This is a genomic window from Enterobacter quasiroggenkampii (genome assembly GCF_043972695.1).
In the GTDB taxonomy this organism is placed as follows: domain Bacteria; phylum Pseudomonadota; class Gammaproteobacteria; order Enterobacterales; family Enterobacteriaceae; genus Enterobacter; species Enterobacter quasiroggenkampii.
In genome coordinates, this window is the sequence record NZ_CP143745.1 from 3043417 (window position 1) to 3062040 (window position 18624).

Annotated in this window: 17 protein-coding genes; 8 read left to right on the forward strand and 9 right to left on the reverse strand. The window is 60.1% G+C overall.

The genetic code is table 11. The features are described 5' to 3' along the window. Nucleotides 1-19: 19 nt before the first annotated feature. The 6 genes from V1572_RS14650 to V1572_RS14675 form a co-directional block, all read right to left on the reverse strand. A complete protein-coding gene (locus tag V1572_RS14650; protein ID WP_395299311.1) occupies nt 20-1426 on the reverse strand; it encodes a sucrose-6-phosphate hydrolase in 1407 nt (468 codons plus the stop codon). Next, nucleotides 1426-2796, reverse strand: coding sequence for a sucrose-specific PTS transporter subunit IIBC (locus V1572_RS14655; RefSeq protein ID WP_023619263.1), 1371 nt, complete (start codon nt 2794-2796; stop codon nt 1426-1428). Before V1572_RS14655 ends, V1572_RS14650 begins: the two co-directional genes overlap by 1 nt. Nucleotides 2797-2862: 66 nt before the next feature. Continuing rightward, nucleotides 2863-4380, reverse strand: a complete 1518-nt coding sequence (locus V1572_RS14660) for a carbohydrate porin (protein WP_262780765.1) — start codon at nt 4378-4380, stop codon at nt 2863-2865. Between the two features lie 172 nt (nt 4381-4552). Then, nucleotides 4553-5443, reverse strand: a complete 891-nt coding sequence (locus tag V1572_RS14665; protein ID WP_395299312.1) for an aminoimidazole riboside kinase — start codon at nt 5441-5443, stop codon at nt 4553-4555. An 89-nt stretch (nt 5444-5532) separates the two neighbouring features. After that, complete coding sequence (locus V1572_RS14670) at nt 5533-6744, reverse strand: diguanylate phosphodiesterase (RefSeq protein ID WP_395299313.1); 1212 nt, start codon at nt 6742-6744, stop codon at nt 5533-5535. A gap of 95 nt (nt 6745-6839) precedes the next feature. Further along, nucleotides 6840-8321, reverse strand: coding sequence for an alpha/beta hydrolase (locus V1572_RS14675; protein ID WP_395299314.1), 1482 nt, complete (start codon nt 8319-8321; stop codon nt 6840-6842). 265 nt (nt 8322-8586) lie between these two features. On the opposite strand from V1572_RS14675, the gene V1572_RS14680 reads away from it, so the two are divergent. The 7 genes from V1572_RS14680 to V1572_RS14710 are packed head-to-tail and all read left to right on the forward strand — an operon-like array spanning nt 8587 to nt 15421. Further along, the gene (locus V1572_RS14680) at nt 8587-9441 is read left to right on the forward strand and encodes a MurR/RpiR family transcriptional regulator (protein ID WP_045410261.1); all 855 of its coding nucleotides are present in this window, start codon (nt 8587-8589) and stop codon (nt 9439-9441) included. Between the two features lie 12 nt (nt 9442-9453). After that, entirely contained in the window at nt 9454-10029 is a 576-nt protein-coding gene (ddpX, locus tag V1572_RS14685; protein WP_025911023.1) for a D-alanyl-D-alanine dipeptidase, read from the forward strand. A 15-nt stretch (nt 10030-10044) separates the two neighbouring features. After that, nucleotides 10045-11577, forward strand: coding sequence for an ABC transporter substrate-binding protein (locus V1572_RS14690; RefSeq protein WP_395299315.1), 1533 nt, complete (start codon nt 10045-10047; stop codon nt 11575-11577). A 23-nt stretch (nt 11578-11600) separates the two neighbouring features. Then, nucleotides 11601-12623: an ABC transporter permease gene (locus V1572_RS14695; RefSeq protein WP_023327529.1), complete on the forward strand. Its 1023-nt coding sequence runs from the start codon at nt 11601-11603 to the stop codon at nt 12621-12623. Then, nucleotides 12620-13513: a D,D-dipeptide ABC transporter permease gene (ddpC, locus tag V1572_RS14700; RefSeq protein WP_395299316.1), complete on the forward strand. Its 894-nt coding sequence runs from the start codon at nt 12620-12622 to the stop codon at nt 13511-13513. The genes V1572_RS14695 and ddpC overlap by 4 nt, the downstream gene beginning before the upstream one ends. After that, nucleotides 13513-14499 carry an ABC transporter ATP-binding protein gene (locus tag V1572_RS14705; RefSeq protein ID WP_395299317.1) on the forward strand — a complete coding sequence of 329 codons (987 nt, stop codon included), beginning with the start codon at nt 13513-13515 and terminating at the stop codon, nt 14497-14499. The genes ddpC and V1572_RS14705 overlap by 1 nt, the downstream gene beginning before the upstream one ends. Then, complete coding sequence (locus tag V1572_RS14710; protein ID WP_395299318.1) at nt 14492-15421, forward strand: oligopeptide/dipeptide ABC transporter ATP-binding protein; 930 nt, start codon at nt 14492-14494, stop codon at nt 15419-15421. The genes V1572_RS14705 and V1572_RS14710 overlap by 8 nt, the downstream gene beginning before the upstream one ends. On the opposite strand, the gene V1572_RS14715 is transcribed toward V1572_RS14710, so the two are convergent. Next, nucleotides 15418-16167: an SDR family NAD(P)-dependent oxidoreductase gene (locus V1572_RS14715; RefSeq protein WP_223539020.1), complete on the reverse strand. Its 750-nt coding sequence runs from the start codon at nt 16165-16167 to the stop codon at nt 15418-15420. The genes V1572_RS14710 and V1572_RS14715 overlap by 4 nt on opposite strands. Nucleotides 16168-16282: 115 nt before the next feature. Between V1572_RS14715 and V1572_RS14720 the strand changes: the two genes are divergently transcribed. Continuing rightward, on the forward strand, nt 16283-17188 hold the full coding sequence (locus tag V1572_RS14720; RefSeq protein WP_090416843.1) for a LysR family transcriptional regulator: 906 nt from the start codon (nt 16283-16285) through the stop codon (nt 17186-17188). 23 nt (nt 17189-17211) lie between these two features. Here V1572_RS14720 and V1572_RS14725 read toward each other — a convergent pair whose 3' ends face one another. Beyond that, nucleotides 17212-17640 (reverse strand): OsmC family protein, encoded by a 429-nt coding sequence (locus V1572_RS14725; protein WP_008501708.1) that lies wholly within the window; start codon nt 17638-17640, stop codon nt 17212-17214. 75 nt (nt 17641-17715) lie between these two features. Beyond that, nucleotides 17716-18597 carry a LysR family transcriptional regulator gene (locus V1572_RS14730; RefSeq protein WP_045908780.1) on the reverse strand — a complete coding sequence of 294 codons (882 nt, stop codon included), beginning with the start codon at nt 18595-18597 and terminating at the stop codon, nt 17716-17718. Nucleotides 18598-18624 lie beyond the last annotated feature (27 nt).

Sequence of the window (18624 nt, forward strand, 5' to 3'; positions counted from 1 at the left end):
GATCCGGCTGCCAAAACCCTCATTCTATCATGCAGGCGCGCAGCGACCAGTAGCGTAATGTGATATCGGACGCACCTTCGAATCGCACCCGGGCCGGATGGTCAGGGAAATAGCGGCTGCTCATCACCCCTTCACCGTGATTGATGAAAATTTCAACGCTGGAGCGGTCGCACAGAACGCGTAAATGACGGACGTCGCCCTGCCAGTAGCGGGTCAGCGTTTCACCGGTTTTCAGGCTCGCGCGTTCCAGGAGTATACCCTGCTCATCGAGCGTGAGACGAAGCGCGCCGCCAAAATCGACGTTCACCTGCGATGCGTCCAGCTCAAACTCCAGGCGCATCGCGTCCAGTTCGGGCGCGTCGCTGGCGCGCCCCTGCCAGTGCTGCTCATCTTCACGCAGCGCCGCTAGTTCGCGCGCCGGGGTCTGCCAGAGCCTGCCGTCGCGATAGCGTAGTTCGCGCGGGCAGGTCATCTGGTGCATCCAGCCGTGCGCCCGGGTGGGCTGAAGCATCTCTTCCCCGTCCGGTACGCCCATCCAGCCAATCAGGATGCGGCGTCCATCTTCCGCCAGCGTGGTTTGTGGGGCGTAAAACTCAAACCCCGCGTCCAGCTCGTGAAGCTCGCCGTGATCGAAAGCGGCGCTGGCGTAATCAAACGCCCCGCTCATCCAGGTAGCCGGATAGGTATTGAGATAGCGATGCGGCTCGCGCGCCAGCCCCTGCGGGCAGCAGATCAGGACATGTGTCCCGTCGAGGGCAAACAGGTCCGGACACTCCCACATATAACCCGCGTCCGTCAGGCCGTTAACCCCGTGACCGGCGATCTCCCCGCAGGATGTCCAGGCGTGCAAATCGGCTGATTTAAACAGCAGCACCTTGCCGCGCTTCTGCACATCCTGCGCGCCGAGCACCATGTACCACATCCCCTCGTGCTGCCACACCTTCGGGTCGCGCACGTGGCCGGTGTAGCCTTCCGGCAGCGCCAGCACCGGCCCCAGCTTCCTGAAGGTCCCGTCCGGCTGCTCCACGGCCAGGCACTGCCAGGCGGTGCGGCTGCCGTCATCGAACTTGACGTTGCCGGTGTAGCACAGGGTCAAAACGCCCTCGTTATCGACGGCGCTACCGGAGTAGCAGCCGTTGCGGTCATACGCTTCGTCAGGCATCAGCGCCAGCGGCTCATGCCGCCAGTGCACCAGGTCCGGAGAGCTCCAGTGCCCCCAGCACTTAAAGCGGTGCTCGCAGTCCAGGGGGTTCCACTGATAGAACAGGTGATAGCGGCCAGCGAACCAGATAAACCCGTTCGGGTCGTTCATCAGCCCCGTCACCGGCGCGGCGTGCCATTGCGGATAATGGCTGTCCGCCAGCGCCCGCGGCTGACCTGTCATAACGGCCTGCAGGATCGCAGGCCAGCGGGAAGGTAACGTCATTATTCAGAATCCGTTTTATATTTCAGCAGCAGTGAGACGGTAAACGCCACGCCGAAGGCAATCACCATGCCGATAATATAGTTGAGCAGCGAGCTGGCCTGCACGATGGCCATCCCCGGAATCGCGGTCAGCCCGACAGCGGTCATGTACACATGCACGGAGACCACCCAGGCCCCGCCCACCGCGCCGCCAATCAGCGCAGCGATAAACGGCTTAACGAATCGCAGGTTGATACCAAAAATGGCCGCTTCGGTGATACCCAGCATTGCAGAGAACGCCGACGGCAGGGTAATGGCTTTGATTTTGGCATCTTTGGTTTTGAACCACACCGCCAGACAGGCACCGCCCTGCGCCACGTTCGCCATGGCCCAGATCGGCAGCAGGAAGTTAACGCCAATCGACGGGTTGCCCAGCAGCCCGGCTTCAATCGCGTGGAAGCTGTGGTGAATACCGGTGATCACAATCACCGAATACAGTCCGCCGAACAGCAGCCCGGCGAGCCAGCCCGCGTGGGCGATCAGCGTGCTCAGAATAAAGGAGATACCGTCCCCCAGAGCGCGCCCCGCCGGGCCGATAATCAGCAAGGCGATAAAGCCGGAGATGACGACGGTGAGGAACGGCGTCAGGATCAGGTCTAACGCATCCGGGATCGCGCGGCGCAGGTTTTTCTCCACGATGCTCATAAACCAGACGGCCAGCAGCACCGGGAATACCGTGCCCTGATAGCCAATCATCGCGATCTCAAGACCGAAGAAGTTCATGGTGTGGAAGCCCGATGCCACGCCCCAGGCGTTGGTCAGCGCCGGGTGGGTCAGAATGCCGCCCAGCGTCGCGCCGAGATACGGGTTACCGCCAAATTCGCGCGCGGCGGTAAAGCCAATCAGAATAGGCAGAATGATAAACGCCGCCGAGCTGCACATGTCCAGCATGATATAGATGGCGTTATCCGCATTGACCCAGCCGTAGGTTTTCACCATACCGAGCAGGCCCATCAGCAGACCGGACGCCACAATCGCGGGGATGATCGGCACAAAGATGTTGGAGAGCAGACGGGCAATGCGCTGGAACGGGTTCAGCTTGCGCGCCGCCAGATCCGCAGCCTCAGATTTACTGGATTCGCTAATCCCCGCCGCCTGAATAAAGGCGGCGTACACCTTGTTGACCACGCCCGTGCCAAAAATCACCTGCATCTGCCCGGCGTTACGAAAGCAGCCTTTCACACCGTCGACCTTGCCGATAGCCTGCTGATCCGCCAGCGCGTCATCGACCAGCACCAGACGAAGACGCGTTGCGCAGTGCGCCGCGCTGGCGATATTTTCCTTGCCACCGAGCAGCGGAATAAGCTCGCGGGCGATTTGATTAAAATCCATAGATACCTCTGCCTGACTTCTTTTTATGATGTGCGAAACGCTCCCGCCAGGCGGGAGCGTGATGGGTTAAAACCAGGTTTCCATCTGGACCCCAAAGTTCCATTCCCCGCCGGCGTTGAAACCGCTGCTGCCAAAGGCATCATCGCTGGCGTAATGATCCAGTTTGCTGCTCCAGTCCATCCAGGTGGCAAACAGGCGCAGTTCGGGACGGCTGAAGAAATCGCCGATTTTGCTTGCTTTTAAGGTTGGCGCAAAGGTCAGCTTGTAGAAACTGCCGTTCACGGCGTTGCGATCCTTATAGCCTTCCGGGTTTAAATCCATGTACTGATAGCTGCCCTCAAAGGCCAGCGCGAAATTCTGGGTGACCTCTTTGATCAGGCGGGTGTTGAGTGTTACCCACTCATAGCTATCGCCCTTGACGTAGCGATCTTTACTGCTTTGTGCCAGAACGGCCGGCGCAACGCTCCAGCCACCGCCGATCGGCGTGACACCGTAACTTGCGAAGCGCCAGGTATCCGCGTCAGACAGCAGCGCGCCGTCGGAGCCGATGCTTTTCACCTCCGCACCCAGCCCGTGACCATACAGCAGCGCCGTTTTAGCGGTCCCTTCGCGCAGGCCGTAGAAGCTGTCATTATGCAAGCCCACCAGGGCATGAACGCCGTGATTGGCGGCATCCGTTTTAATCAGATCGCCGTTAGTGTCTTTACGGTCGTCGTTATCCTTCGCCCGCAGGCCGCTTACCATCAACTGGAACGGGCCGGCGAAGTGGTTCATGCTGAGGATATAGTTCTGAACGTTATTGTCGGTCTGCTCAACGCTGCCGAAGTTGCGGCCATAAATGGAGAAGTTGCTGCGCAGCGAATCGTTCCATTTCACGTCATAAACGCCGCCGCCGGTACCGGCCAGGAACACCACGTCGGAATCCAGCCAGTGGATGTCAAAGTTGTCGCGGTCGAAGCGTTTACCCGCCCAGAAGGTACTGCCCTTCAGCGCGCCGGTAAAATCAGGCAGGTTGCCCAGCTCTGCGAAGGCCTGGCGAATATTGAGGTCGCTGGTATCGGCTGACCAGTCGTTATAGGTTCTCTGACCATCGGCCAGCATCGCCTTGAAGCGCGTGGTCGCCCCGTTATCCAGGGTTTGCTTGTGCTCGAGGTTCAGCTCGACGTAGGTGTCGGCTTCGTTACCCAGACGCCCCACCGCACCGCCGGTTTCACCGGCTGGCGTCAGGTAAGGGCCGCTTTTGCTGCTGGAGGCCGCATCGTTCATCAGCAGGCCAGAGCGGGCATAGCCGTGGAACTCAAACCCGCCGGTCTGATCCGCCTTTTTCTCCAGCGCGGTGGTGCGCTGCGCCACCTCCTGGGTCGTCGTTTGCGCCTGCTGCTGAGCGGCAACCAGCTGCTGCGTTTTTTGTTCTGCTGCCGCGGCGCGTTTCTCAGCCACCTGCGCGCGCGTCTCCGCGTCCTGAAGGCGCTGCTCCATCGCGGCAAGGCGCGCTTCAATACTGGACATATCCGTCTGGGCAAAAACAGAGGTACTTCCGGCCAGCATGCCTATCATCACGGCAAGTCTGCGTTTTTTATACATTTTGTCGCATCCATAAAAGAAGTCATTAAACGTGCTAAATTGCTAAACCGGTTTAGGTTGCTGATACTAAACCTGTGAATTTTGGATCGGCAATCTTTTTTGCTAAACCGATTTAGTAAGTGTGATCGAGGCGACAATTCAGGCCGCCGGATGACGGCCAGGAGAGGAGAAATTACAGGTCGTGCTGCCAGGGCAACGCGGTCATCGCCCCTTTGGCGGTGGTAGCCAGTGCGCCGCAGCGCTGGGCGAGCGCGATAACTGGCGTCAGGTCCTGTCCGGCGGCCAGCCCGTAGAGCAGCCCCGCCACAAAGGCATCGCCCGCACCGGTCGTATCGACGCACTGCACAGGCGTTGCCGGGTAGTGGTTTATGGTACCTTCATGCCACGCGGTTACGCCCGCTTTTCCCTGGGTAACCAGCACCAGACGCGCCGGGCAGCGCTGCATCAGCACCTCCAGACCGCCGTTGACCTCCGCGCTGCCGGTGAAAAAGGCCAACTCTTCTACCGAGAGTTTCACTACATCAGCGCTTTGCAACGCCTGTTCAAGACAGCGGTGAAGTTCGTTCTCATCCGGCCAGAGATCCGGGCGAATATTGGGGTCGAAACTGACGTAACCGCCCGCTTCCCGGATGGCGGCCATCGCCTGAAAGGTCGCAGTACGGCTCGGCTCGGCGCTTAAGGCGATGGAGCAGACGTGCAGCCACTCCCCGGCGCTGAACGACGGCAGGTCGGCGGGTTCGAGAAACAGATCGGCGCTCGGGCGCACCATGAAGGTAAACGATCGCTCGCCGTGGTCGTCCAAATCGACCACCACCGTTGAGGTGCGGCGCGCCGGGTCAAGGCGCATCCACGTCACGTCAACCCGCTCGTCAGCGAGCGTTTTCGTCATAAAGCGCCCGAAAGGATCGTCGCCAACCCTGCCGATAAAGGCGCTCTGGCCGCCCAGCCTGGCAATACCGACCGCGACGTTCGCCGGCGCGCCACCGGGACACTGCAGTAATCGACCTTCTCCATCGGGCAGCAAATCCACTACCGCATCGCCAAGTACCCAGATTTTCTTCATGTGATCCTCGCAAGCTAAACTATGTTAAACCGTTTTAGCTATTTAAGCACAGGCCGGGCTAAGGGGAAATAACGGGAGGGAAATTTGACTTAACGCACCAGATGCGGCCAGTGGATATCGCCGACGCCATTCAGCTGCGGCCGGGCAAACAGGAATCCCTGAAAGCGTCGGATCCCGGCAGATTCGAGCCAGCACCACTCCTCAATTTTCTCGATGCCTTCCGCCACCAGGGTGATTTCAAGATCGGAGCAGCAGCTGATGATGGAGCGCACAATCGCCTGCTTCGGGCCGCTCAGGTGGATATTGCTGACAATTTCCCGGTCGATTTTAATTTTATCCGGCTGGAACCGGGTCAGCAGCGAAAGTCCGGCATAGCCCGAGCCAAAATCATCGATCGCCAGGCCAATCCCCTCACCGCGAAGCTGCTTGATGGCACTGTTAAACTGGTTGAACCCGGAGATCATCTCGTTTTCAGTGACTTCAATGACCACCTGCTCCGGCTGAAGGCCATGTTTTTTAATCTGATCGACCAGAAATTCCACTGCGCCATGGACATTCACCAGCGACATGGGCAGCAGGTTTACCGCGATTTTATGGCTGCCAATGCCCAGCTTTTCCGCCAGCGCAAAGGCATAGGCTTTTGTCTGGAGATCGACTTCGTAGACGTTGTCCGGGTTGACGGTGCTGAAGAAATGCTCCGGGCTGCCGCCGTCGTTGCCGCGGATAAGCGCCTCAAGGGAGCTGATCTTCCCTTCCGAGGGCTCGACAATAGGCTGCAGCGCGAACTGGCAGGTTTGCCCGGCAATCAGGCCCAGGTGTTCGCCAAAGGGTAGCGTTTCGGTCGAGAGCGTCCATTTGTCCGCGGTGTAGCGTGCCCCCGACGGGACCGGACGTTTACCGGTTATAAAGGTCTGAATAAATTTGAACACCCGATCGTCGGAGGTCAGATAGCTGTCCAGCTTGCTGTAGCGCAGCACCGACTGCAACACCTCTTTCGGCGACTGCGTTTGCAGATCGAACAGCAGCATGCCGACGTTTTCGAAGCGTCTGCGCGGACCATAGTCCCGCAGCAGTTCTACCACCCCGCTGTGCCGCTTGTCCTCACGGATGGTATGGAAAAGTTTGACCACACTCTCTTCCGACCCTTCGAGGATCTGCAGAACCTCATTCCCATTAGCCAGGAGGACGCCGGTAATAGCCAGTTTTGTGTTGCGGCCCCTGGCGCGCGCCACCAGCTCCCGCAGTTCAGTGGACGGGCGGGATAAATTCAACTGGCTTCGGTAGATCAGAGTCGTCAGCACAAAAAGGGGTTCCAATGAGAAAGAGAGGTGCCTTGAAGCTACTATGTAACATACTTAATCAATGCGACCTAACATATTCACGCTACAGGGGAACGTTACTTTTTCTCGTCCCCGATCCGGCTGTTAATCCTCTCCTGCATAAAGTCGTAAAACGGGTTCGAGGTGACCCGCATCAGCGCCTCTTTTCCGACGCTTAATACGGACGTTTCTCCCCAGAGCGCAATCGTCCCCAGGCTGATACCGTAGCGGTTTTTCACCCCAGGTTCGCGACCATAGAGATCGTCATCCGGCGGGAACGGCACCGCAACGTGCGACAGGGAATAGACATCCTGCGGCCAGGACTGGGCAAGCGGCACCACCGTCTCCTGCGTTCTGCCTGCCGGGGTTATTTTCGCCACCGTCGAGAAACTGTGCTCGCTGGCATTGGTGATAATCGTGACACCGTAACGTCTCTGCGCGACCGGTAGCAGCGCCGTGGTGGCCGTCCAGGACGACGGTTTGAAGAGCGGACGGAAGCTCGCCGCCTGGTTGATATCGAACATCACCAGCTCGCTGCCGTTTGCCGGAAGCTGGTCAAATAGGCCGCTGACCACCGCGCGGGTACTGACCGTGGAGTCCATCACCGACTGGAACGCCAGCACCGGCGGCAAATTCGCCAGCCTGTTTTCCCGCGCCGCGCGGCCAATCTGCTCCTGCAGGGCCTTCGTCAGCAGCCACGACTGGCGGGCGGCGTTCACCGGGAACGAATTGTATTTATACGGATTATATTCCGGGGAGATATTCAGCCAGGCCGCTTTGGCAAACGGCGGCAGCAGCGCCGGTAGCCCGGCGAAACCGGCGAACCGCGCAAAGGCCGTCACGCCAATCATCGGTGAGAGCAGGATCACCTGCTGTGGTTTACGCAGCGCTGGCGCGTCCAGCGCATCGAGGGCATATTTCATCGCCAGCGCCCCGCCGTTGGAGTAGCCCACCAGATGCAGAGGCACAGCCTCACCCGCCAGGCGCGTAGCTTCCCGTACGGCAAGGCGCGTGGCCGCCAGCCACATTTCCCAATCAACATCCGTCAGCGCGCCGGGCGCGGTGCCATGGCCGGGAAGACGCGGGACCACGGCCACAAAGCCGTGCTGCTGATAGTTCACGGCAAGGTGCCTGACGCTGTATGGCGAATCCGTCAGCCCGTGCAGCAGCACCACCGCGCCGCGGGGCTTGCCGGCTGGCATCAGCACAAAGGAGCGGTTGGCATCGGGGGCAAACTGACCCGGCCACACCAGGCTCTGGCGGTAATAGCGGTTTAACGGGGTTTGTTCCTCGCCCGCTGTTTTCGCCGTCACCGCGTTATCCAGATCGGTGAAAATCGCCTTTTCCCGGGCGAGGTACCCGGCAAAATCGGCGTTATCCAGCTCGCGAACGGACATCTCATCTGCCCGCCAGGTGTGCCACAGGTGCAGTTCCGGCCCCTGCTGCGAGAGATACACCCGCACCGCCAGCAGGACGACCAGGACGATCCCCACGACCATTCCTGTTTTCTTTGCAAGCGCGATCAGGCGCACGCTGACTCGCCAGGGCAAATTCGCCATGAGGGATCCCTTTTATGTTCTCAGTGCTTCTATCTTATCAAAAATGTGAACAGGCTGACGTATTCACCAAATTCATACCTGTCCGGTCAGCCAGTGCACCAAAAGTGAACTACGCTGCACAAATGTTGATCATTGATTAACCAAATATTGCATGAAGTTTACTGCGCAGCGGGTTTTCGCCCGCCTGTGAACATGGCACGCGTCATGCATTGTTAATCAGGTAACACAATTTCGGCCATTGACAGCCTGTTAACAGCGAGGCGGTATGACGACGAAACCTGAGATGTTGAGCCGTATCGAAGCGACGTTCAGCCAGCTGACCCCCAGCGAGAAGCGGGTCGGAAGCTGGCTGCTGGCGCACGCCGCGCAAATCCCGTTTGAAACGGCGGAGAGCGTCGGGCTGGCGAGCGGAACCAGCGGGATCACCGTCGGACGCTTTCTGCGCAAGCTGGGGTATCGCAACCTGGAGGATGCCAAAAAAAGCCTGCGCGATCCGTATCAGCCCTGGGGCATGAACGAGCGCCTCGACTCCTGGCAGCAGCAGCGCCCCCTGCCCAACCGCCTTCAGCACGCCCTGTCACTGGAAGTGGACGCCATCACGCAGGTGTATCAGCTGGCGCAAACGGACGCTTTTCGTCAGGTGGTGCACCATCTGGCCCACGCGGACGCGGTCTTTGTGTTGGGGATCCAGTCCACGCGCGGGATCGCCAACGCCTTCTTCAGCCACCTTGAATACCTCCGCCCGCGGGTGAGCTACTCCGAAGGGGCATCCGGCAGCTGGGTGGAATCCCTGAACTCCGGGTTTGCGCACCCTTATGTCGTGCTGACCGATACGCGTACCTACTCCACGATGGCCCGACAGTACTGCCGCGTCGCGAGCGAGAAAGGCATTCCGCTGGCCTTAATCACCGATATCTGGTGCCCGTGGGCGCGGGATTATCCGATTGATTTACTGCAGGTGAAAACCGATACCGGTCATTTCTGGGATTCACTTGCCCCCGTGAGCTGTCTGTTCAACCTGCTGCTGTCGGGTGTGGTGGAAGCGCTGGGTGATGCGCTTCCGGCGCGCCTGGCAGTAAACCGACAATTACAACAAGAGTTTGGTCAATTCGAACGCTAAAGGAGCGGAGCTATGCCCGTAGAGAGTGAACTGATTGATGTGGCGAAGACGTTCCCCACGCTGCATATCGATCTGAAGTACGCCACCGCCGACAATATTACCGGCCGCCCAATTTACCAGGAGGCGCTGTGCCTGCTGCATACCGACGCGGCCACCGCGCTGGCAAAAGCCATCAGCATTGCTACGCTGGCCGGACTGAAGCTGGTGGTCTACGACGCCTATCGGCCGCAGCAGGCGCAGGCCCAGCTGTGGGAGGCCTGCCCGAACCCGGAATATGTTGTCGACGTGGCGATTGGCTCCAACCACAGTCGCGGCACGGCCATCGACGTGACCTTGATGGACGAGCATAACGCCGTGCTGGATATGGGCGCCGGTTTTGACGAAATGCATGACCGCTCGCATCCGTATCACCCTTCCGTGCCGCCCCACGCCCAGCGCAACCGTCTGCTGTTGAACGCCATCATGTTCGGCGGCGGTTTTGTCGGGATCGGCAGCGAATGGTGGCACTTCGAACTGCCGAACGCCGCCAGCTACCCGCTGCTTGATGACCGTTTTGCCTGTTTTCCCCTGACGCACACCCCTCTTTAAACCTGGAGCACTGCCATGAAAACATCGCTTCTCTCGACCGTCATTGCCGCCACGCTGGCCCTTAGTGCACCGCTGGCGCTGGCTGCCGTCCCGAAAGACATGCTGGTCATCGGTAAAGCCGCCGACCCGCAAACGCTCGATCCGGCCATCACTATCGATAACAACGACTGGACCGTCACCTATCCGTCCTACCAGCGTCTGGTCAAGTACAAGCCAGGCTCAACCGAGGTGGAAGGCGATCTGTCGACGGGCTGGAAAGCCTCCGACGACCAGAAAGAGTGGACCTTCACCCTGGCGGATAACGCCAAATTCTCCGACGGCACGCCGGTCACCGCCGAGGCGGTCAAACTCTCCTTTGAACGCCTGCTGAAGCTCAGCCAGGGGCCGTCTGAAGCCTTTCCAAAAGATCTGAAAATTGATGCCGTTGATGACCATACGGTGAAATTCACCCTCAGCCAGCCGTTCGCGCCTTTCCTCTACACCCTGGCGAACGACGGCGCCTCCATCATTAACCCGACGGTGCTGAAGGCCAATGCCGCGGACGACGCGCGCGGGTATCTGGCGCAAAACACCGCCGGGTCCGGGCCGTTTATGCTGAAGAGCTGGCAGAAAGGCCAGCAGCTGGTGCTGGTGCCAAACCCGCACTGGTCGGGCGACAAGCCGCACTTCAAGCGCGTCTCGGTGAAAATTATCGGTGAGAGCGCGTCGCGTCGTCTGCAGCTTTCCCGCGGTGACCTGGACATTGCCGACTCCCTGCCGGTCGATCAGCTGGCGGCCCTGAAGCAGGAAGGGAAAGTCGCCGTCGCCGAATACCCGTCCCTGCGCGTGACCTATCTCTACCTCAACAACAGCAAAGCGCCGCTCAATCAGGTCGATTTACGCCGCGCGGTCTCGTGGGCGACGGACTATCAGGGGATGGTGAAAGGCATTCTGAGCGGCAACGGCAAGCAGATGCGCGGCCCGATCCCGGAAGGCATGTGGGGCTTTGATGCCACGGCCATGCAGTACAGCCTCGACGAGGCCAAAGCCAAAGCGTCCCTGGAGAAGGTTAAAGACAAGCCCGCCAGCCTGACCTTCCTCTACTCTGACAACGATCCGAACTGGGAGCCTATCGCGCTCTCAACGCAGGCCAGCCTTGGCAAGATCGGCATTAACGTCAAGCTGGAAAAACTGGCCAACGCCACCATGCGCGACCGCGTCGGCAAAGGCGATTACGACATCGCCATCGGCAACTGGAGTCCGGATTTTGCCGACCCGTACATGTTCATGAACTACTGGTTCGAATCGGACAAGAAAGGGCTGCCGGGCAACCGTTCGTTCTATGAGAACAAAGAGGTCGATTCCCTGCTGCAGGCCGCGCTGAAAACCACCGACCAGGCGGAACGCACTAAAGATTACCAGCAGGCGCAGAAAGTGGTTATCGACGAGGCGGCCTACGTTTATCTGTTCCAGAAGAACTACCAGCTGGCGATGAACAAAGAGGTCAAAGGCTTCACCTTTAATCCGATGCTCGAGCAGGTGTTTAACATCGCCACCATGAGTAAATAACGGTTCTCGCCGGGGGAAAGTGTATGACGTTCTGGAGCATCGTGCGCCAGCGCTGCTGGGGGTTACTCCTGGTGGTGGCCGGTGTCTGTATTATCACTTTTATTATTTCGCACCTGATCCCCGGCGATCCGGCCCGTCTGCTGGCCGGCGACCGCGCCAGCGACGATATCGTGCAGAACATTCGCCAGCAGTTGGGGCTGGATCAGCCGCTGTACGTTCAGTTTGGCCGCTACGTGGACGCCCTGGCCCATGGTGATTTAGGCACCTCCATCCGGACCGGCCGTCCGGTTGCGGAAGACCTGAAGGCTTTTTTCCCCGCCACGCTGGAGCTGGCCTTTTGTTCCTTGCTGCTGGCGCTGGTCATCGGCGTGCCGCTGGGAATTTTGTCGGCGGTATACCGCAACCGCTGGCTGGATCACCTGGTACGTTTAATGGCGATGACCGGGATCTCCACCCCGGCCTTCTGGCTCGGTCTGGGCGTCATTGTCCTGTTCTACGGGCACCTGCAGATCCTGCCGGGCGGCGGCAGGCTGGACGACTGGCTCGACCCACCTGCCCACGTCACCGGCTTTTACCTGCTGGATGCCCTGCTGGAAGGTAACGGAGAGGTCTTTTTCAATGCGCTGCAGCACCTGATTTTGCCCTCGCTGACGCTGGCGTTTGTGCATCTGGGCATCGTGGCGCGTCAGGTTCGCTCGGCGATGCTGGAGCAGCTTAGCGAAGACTACATTCGCACGGCCCGCGCCAGCGGCCTGCCCGGCTGGTATATCGTCCTGCGCTACGCCCTGCCGAATGCGATGATCCCGTCGATTACCGTGCTCGGGCTGGCGCTGGGCGACCTGCTGTACGGTGCCGTGCTGACTGAAACCGTCTTTGCCTGGCCGGGCATGGGGGCCTGGGTGGTGACATCCATTCAGGCGCTCGATTTCCCTGCCGTGATGGGCTTTGCCGTCGTTGTTTCGCTGGCCTACGTGCTGGTTAATCTGGTGGTCGATCTGCTTTACCTGTGGATTGACCCGCGAATTGGGCGCGGAGGTGCCGAATGATGTTAACGCAGGAAACGCCCGTCCCGGTTAAACCCGTCAGACAACGCATCAACTGGGCAAAGCTGTTCTGGATGCTGCGTCAAAGCCCGCTCACGATCGTTGGTGGCGTCATTATGCTTGTGATGCTTTTCATTATGGTGGCCGCACCGTGGATCGTGCCGCACGACCCGAACGCGCTGGATCTGACCGCGCGCCTGAAGGCGCCGTCTGCGCAGCACTGGTTTGGTACCGACGAGGTGGGCCGCGATCTGTTCAGCCGCGTGCTGGCGGGCAGCCAGCAGTCCATTACCGCCGGACTGGCGGTGGTGGTGATCGCGGGCGGCATCGGTTCGCTGCTGGGCTGTCTGTCCGGCGTGCTGGGCGGGCGCGGCGACGCCGTCATCATGCGGGTGATGGACATTATGCTCTCGATACCTTCCCTGGTGCTGACCATGGCGCTGGCCGCCGCGCTCGGGCCGAGCCTGTTTAACGCCATGCTGGCGATTGCGATTGTCCGCATTCCGTTTTACGTCCGCCTGGCACGCGGCCAAACCCTGGTGGTACGCCAGTTTACCTACGTGCAGGCCGCCCGCACCTTTGGCGCCTCCCGCTGGCATTTGATCCGCTGGCACATCCTGCGCAACGCCCTGCCGCCGCTGATCGTGCAGGCGTCGCTGGACATCGGCAGCGCCATCCTGATGGCCGCCACGCTGGGGTTTATTGGCCTGGGGGCGCAGCAGCCGACCGCCGAATGGGGCGCGATGGTGGCCGTCGGCCGTAACTACGTTCTGGACCAGTGGTGGTACTGCGCGTTTCCCGGTGCGGCGATTTTGATAACCGCCGTGGGCTTTAACCTGTTTGGCGACGGTATCCGCGATCTGCTGGATCCGAAATCGGGAGGTAAACAGTGATGACCGATCCGGTACTCAAGATTGAAGACCTGCATCTGAGCTTCCCGATTTTCCGCGGCGAGGTCCACGCGCTGAACCACGTCTCGCTGGAGATCGGCAGGGGTGAAATTGTCGGCGTGGTGGGCGAATCCGGTTCAGGTAAATCGGTGACCGCCATGCTCGCCATGCGGCTGCTGCCGGAAGGCAGCTACCGCATTCATCATGGTCAGGTGAAATTACTCGGCGAAAATGTCCTGGCGGCATCCGAGAAACAGCTTCGCCAGTGGCGCGGCGCAAAGGTCGCGATGATTTTTCAGGAGCCCATGACCGCCCTCAATCCGACGCGGCGGATTGGCAAACAGATGGTCGAGGTGATCCGCCAGCATCAGTCGCTTTCCCGGCATGAGGCGCAGCAGAAGGCGATTACCCTGCTGGAAGAGATGCAAATCCCGGATGCGAAAGCGGTCATGGCGCGCTATCCGTTTGAGCTGTCCGGCGGGATGCGCCAGCGGGTGATGATCGCCCTTGCCTTCTCCTGCGAGCCGGAGCTGATTATCGCCGACGAACCGACCACCGCGCTGGACGTCACCGTCCAGCTGCAGGTGCTGCGCCTGCTGAAGCACAAGGCACGGGCCAGCGGCACCTCGGTGCTGTTTATCAGCCACGATATGGCTGTGGTGTCCCAGCTCTGCGACAGAGTGTACGTGATGTATGCGGGCAGCGTGATCGAGAGCGGTGCCACGCAAACGCTGATCCACCAGCCTGTACATCCCTATTCCATTGGCCTGCTGCAGTGCGCGCCGGAAAACGGCCAGCCGCGCGCCCCGCTTCCCGCCATCCCCGGCACGGTCCCCAACCTCAGCCAGCTTCCGCAGGGATGCGCGTTCCGCGAGCGCTGCTTTGCCGCCGGGACGAAATGCAGCGAAACACCGCGCTTACAGCCCCATGGCGCAGAAGGCCAACAGGCTGCCTGCTGGTATCCACAACGGGAGAAAGCCCATGTCTGATGTACTGCTGGAACTGGATAGCGTGCACGTGAATTTTGCGGCACGTAAAAACTGGCTGGGCCGCGTGACGGAACAGGTCCACGCGCTCAACGGGCTCGACCTTAAAATCCGTCGGGGAGAGACGCTTGGCATTGTCGGGGAGTCCGGCTGCGGGAAAAGCACGCTGGCCCAACTGCTGATGGGCATGCTTAAACCCAGCATCGGCACCTGCCAGCGGGCGCACCATGCGGGCGGCATGCAGATGGTGTTTCAGGATCCGCTCTCTTCGCTCGACCCGCGCCTGCCGGTCTGGCGCATTATCACCGAGCCGGTGTGGGTACAAAAGCGCAGCAGCGAGCGCGAACGCCGTCAGCTGGCTGAAAACCTGGCGCTACAGGTGGGCATTCGCCCGGAGTATCTCGACCGGCTTCCGCACGCCTTCTCCGGCGGGCAGCGCCAGCGCATTGCCATCGCCCGGGCGCTCTCGTCCGATCCGGATATCATCGTGCTCGATGAACCCACCAGCGCACTGGATATCTCCGTGCAGGCGCAGATCCTCAACCTGCTGGTGACCCTGCAACAGCAGCGTAATCTGACCTACGTGTTGATCTCACATAACGTCTCGGTGGTCAGGCACATGAGCGACCGCGTGGCGGTGATGTACCTTGGGCAGATTGTGGAGCTGGGCAGCGCCGCTCAGGTGCTAGGGGAGCCGCGCCATCCTTACACTCGTCTGCTGCTCGATTCGGTTCCCCGCACCGGTGAACCGCTGGATGAGACGCTGGCCTTACGCAAAACGGAGCTTCCCGGCAACCGTCATCTGCCCGAAGGCTGTTTTTTCCGTGACCGATGCCCGATGGCCGCGCAGGGGTGCGAACGTCCTCAGCCGTTACAGCCCTCTCGCGAGGGCCGTGATGTCCGCTGCTGGCGCAGTCTGGGTTAAATTTGCGCCATCCCACCGTCCACGAACAGCTCGGTGGCGTTAATAAAGCTGGCCGCGTCGGAGGCCAGAAACGCCACCGCTTTACCCACCTCACCCGGCGCGCCTAAACGGCCGAGCGGCACCTGTGCGGCCAGCGCGTCGTACAGCCCCTGACGATGTTCTTCCGGCACCAGATCGCCGAGGCCAGGGGTTTTGATCGGCCCCGGGCTTACCACGTTGACGCGGATCCCACGGCCCTGCAAATCCAGCGCCCAGGAGCGGGCAAAGTTGCGCACGGCGGCCTTGCTGGCGCTGTAGACGCTAAAGTTTGCCGTCCCTTTAATGGACACCGTCGAGCCGGTCAGAATAATCGAGGATCCGGCGGACAGCAGCGGCAGCGCCTTCTGTACCGTAAACAGCACCCCGCGGACGTTGGTGCCGAAAATCCGGTCAAATTGCTCTTCGGTTATCGCGCCCAGCGGCAGCATATCGCCGCCACCCGCATTGGCGAACAGAATATCGAGGCGGCCTTCTTCTTTGGCTATCCGGGCATAGACCTCGTCCAGGTCCGCCAGTTTTGACACGTCAGCGCGAATGCCCACTGCCGTTGAAGCGATTTCAGCCACCGCCGCGTCCAGCTCGGCCTGACGTCGTCCGGTGACGTACACCTTCGCGCCCTGTGCAGCAAGCTCCTGCGCCGTGGCAAGACCGATGCCGGTGCTGCCGCCGGTGACCAGTGCGATTTTTCCTGAGAGAGTCGTGTTCATGTCATTTACCTTTTGTTGGGTTTGCGTTGGACAAACTTTAGCCCTTGCCGGATTAGTGAAAAACCGGCAAAAATGAAAATGACTATTCACACACAGAAATAATCAGGGGAGCCGAATGGACCAGCTAATGGCGATGCGCGCGTTTACCCGGGTGGTGGAAACCGGCAGCTTTACCCGCGCGGCGGACTCGCTGAACATGCCCATTGCCACCCTGAGCAAGCTGGTGAAAGCGCTTGAGTCGCATCTTGAGATACGTCTCCTGCACCGGACGACTCGCCGGGTGGTCGCGACGCCGGAAGGGGCGGATTACTATGAAAAAGCGCTCAGGGTCTTGATAGATATCGAAGATATCGACACCGCGTTTCGCGTTTCCCGCGCGACGCCCAAAGGGCATTTGCGGGTTGACGTGGGCGGCTCCACCGCTCGGGACGTGCTTATTCCCCTGCTGCCGGATTTTATGCAGCGTTATCCGGAAATCCGCATCGACCTTGGGGTAGCCGATCGTCCGGTGGATCTTATCAGCGGTAACGTAGACTGCGTCATCCGCGGCGGCCCGCTGAACGACTCGACCCTCATCGCCCGCCATATTGGCAACGCCGAAATGGTTACCTGCGCGACGCCGGGTTACCTGAAAAACCATGGCGTTCCGGCCTATCCGCAGGAGCTGTGCAACGGGCACAAGCTCATTAGCTACCTCTCGCCCGTCACCGGGCGGGCATTTCCGTTTCGCTTCAGAGAGAACGGCGAGACGCTGGAAATCAATATTCCGCATTATCTCGGCGTAAACGAAAGTAATGCCCATCTGGCGGCTGCCGCAGCGGGATTGGGGATCGTTCAGACGTTTGAGTATTCGGCAAATGCGTATTTACAGGCGGGTACGCTGACGGCGATCCTGAGCGACTGGCGCCCTGCCGCCTATCCGTTTCATGTGGTTTACCCTCAGAACCGGCATCTGACGCACCGTCTTAAGGTGTTTATTGCGTGGCTGGCGGAGGTGTTTCCCGCCGCACTGAAGGGATAGCCGGGCGCAAACCCGGCAGGGAGTTAATTTAGCGTGTAGTCCAGGGTAATCTCGGCTTTCAGGAGCTGCGAAACCGGGCAGCCCGCTTTCGCTTTCTGAATAATACCGTCAAACTGCTGAGGAGCGATGCCGGGAACGGTCACCTTGCTTTTCAGGGCAACCTTCGTAATCGCAAAGCCGCCGTCGGTTTTATCCAGAGAGACGTCCGCGGTGGTATCAATAGCGTCAGCGGTATAGCCCGCTTCCCCGAGCATCAGCGACAGCGCCATCGAAAAACAGGCCGCATGTGCCGCGCCGATCAGCTCTTCCGGGTTGGTCCCCTTTTCACCCTCAAAGCGGGTATTGAAACCATAAGGCTGCTGATTGAGAACGCCGCTCTCGGTGGAAACCGTCCCTTTACCGCGCTTAATGTCGCCAGACCAGTGTGCCGAACCGTGCTTATGAATAGTCATTCTTGCTCTCCTTTTGGCTTACAAAGGGTTAAGTATAGAAGACTGCTCGGATTTTGCGGGCAAGACAGACGAGTCTTAGTCACTGAGTAAATGGTGCGCCAGCGCGTCGAGGAACACCCGCAGCGCGGCAGGCTGGTATTCCCGGGACTGATAAATGCCATGGATGGCCAGCGGTTTCGGCTCCAGCGTCTCCAGTACCGGCACCAGTATTCCCTGCGCCAGCGCGGTTCGCGCCTCACGCTCCGGCAGCATGGCGATACCGCAGTGCTTAACAGCCGCGTCCATCAGCAGCGAAGAGATGCTGGCGCTCAGGTTGCCGCTGACGGCCACGCTCAGGCTTTCGCCTTCCGGCGTCAGGAAGTGCCAGGACTGCCCGGCAAAAAAGCTGTAGTGCAGGCAGTTATGCCGGGCTAATTCTTCGGGGCTGACGGGCGTGCCGTGCTGCGCCAGATACTCCGGCGAGGCGCAGAGCACCGAGCGACACTCCCCCAGCCGGCGGGCAATCATGCCGGGTTCGGGGTTGTCGGTAATGCGCACGGCGACATCAATGCGTTCTCCCACCAGGCTCACCGGATGGTTGTTCACATCCAGTTCGATGCGCAGCTGCGGGTAACGCGAGAGCAGACCGGGCAGCACCGGCGCAATCAGGTGCATCGCGGTAAAGTGCGCGCAGGCCACCCGCAGGGTACCTGACGGGAGATCTTTCTCTGACTGGCCTTCAATTTCCTGCGAGATCTGCGAGAGGGTCCGCGTTTTTTGCAGCACCTTTTCCCCTGCTGCAGTCAGCGTCAGCTTGCGCGTGGAGCGGTTTACCAGACGCGTACCCGCCCACTTTTCCATCTGTTCAAGGTAGCGGCTCACCATTGGTCGGGAAATACCCAGCGCGCGGGCCGCCGCGCTCAAACTTCCCAGCTCGCATATCCGGTTGTAAACCTGGGCGGCAATAACGCGATCCATATAAGCTCCATTTGCTCGATTTATGAA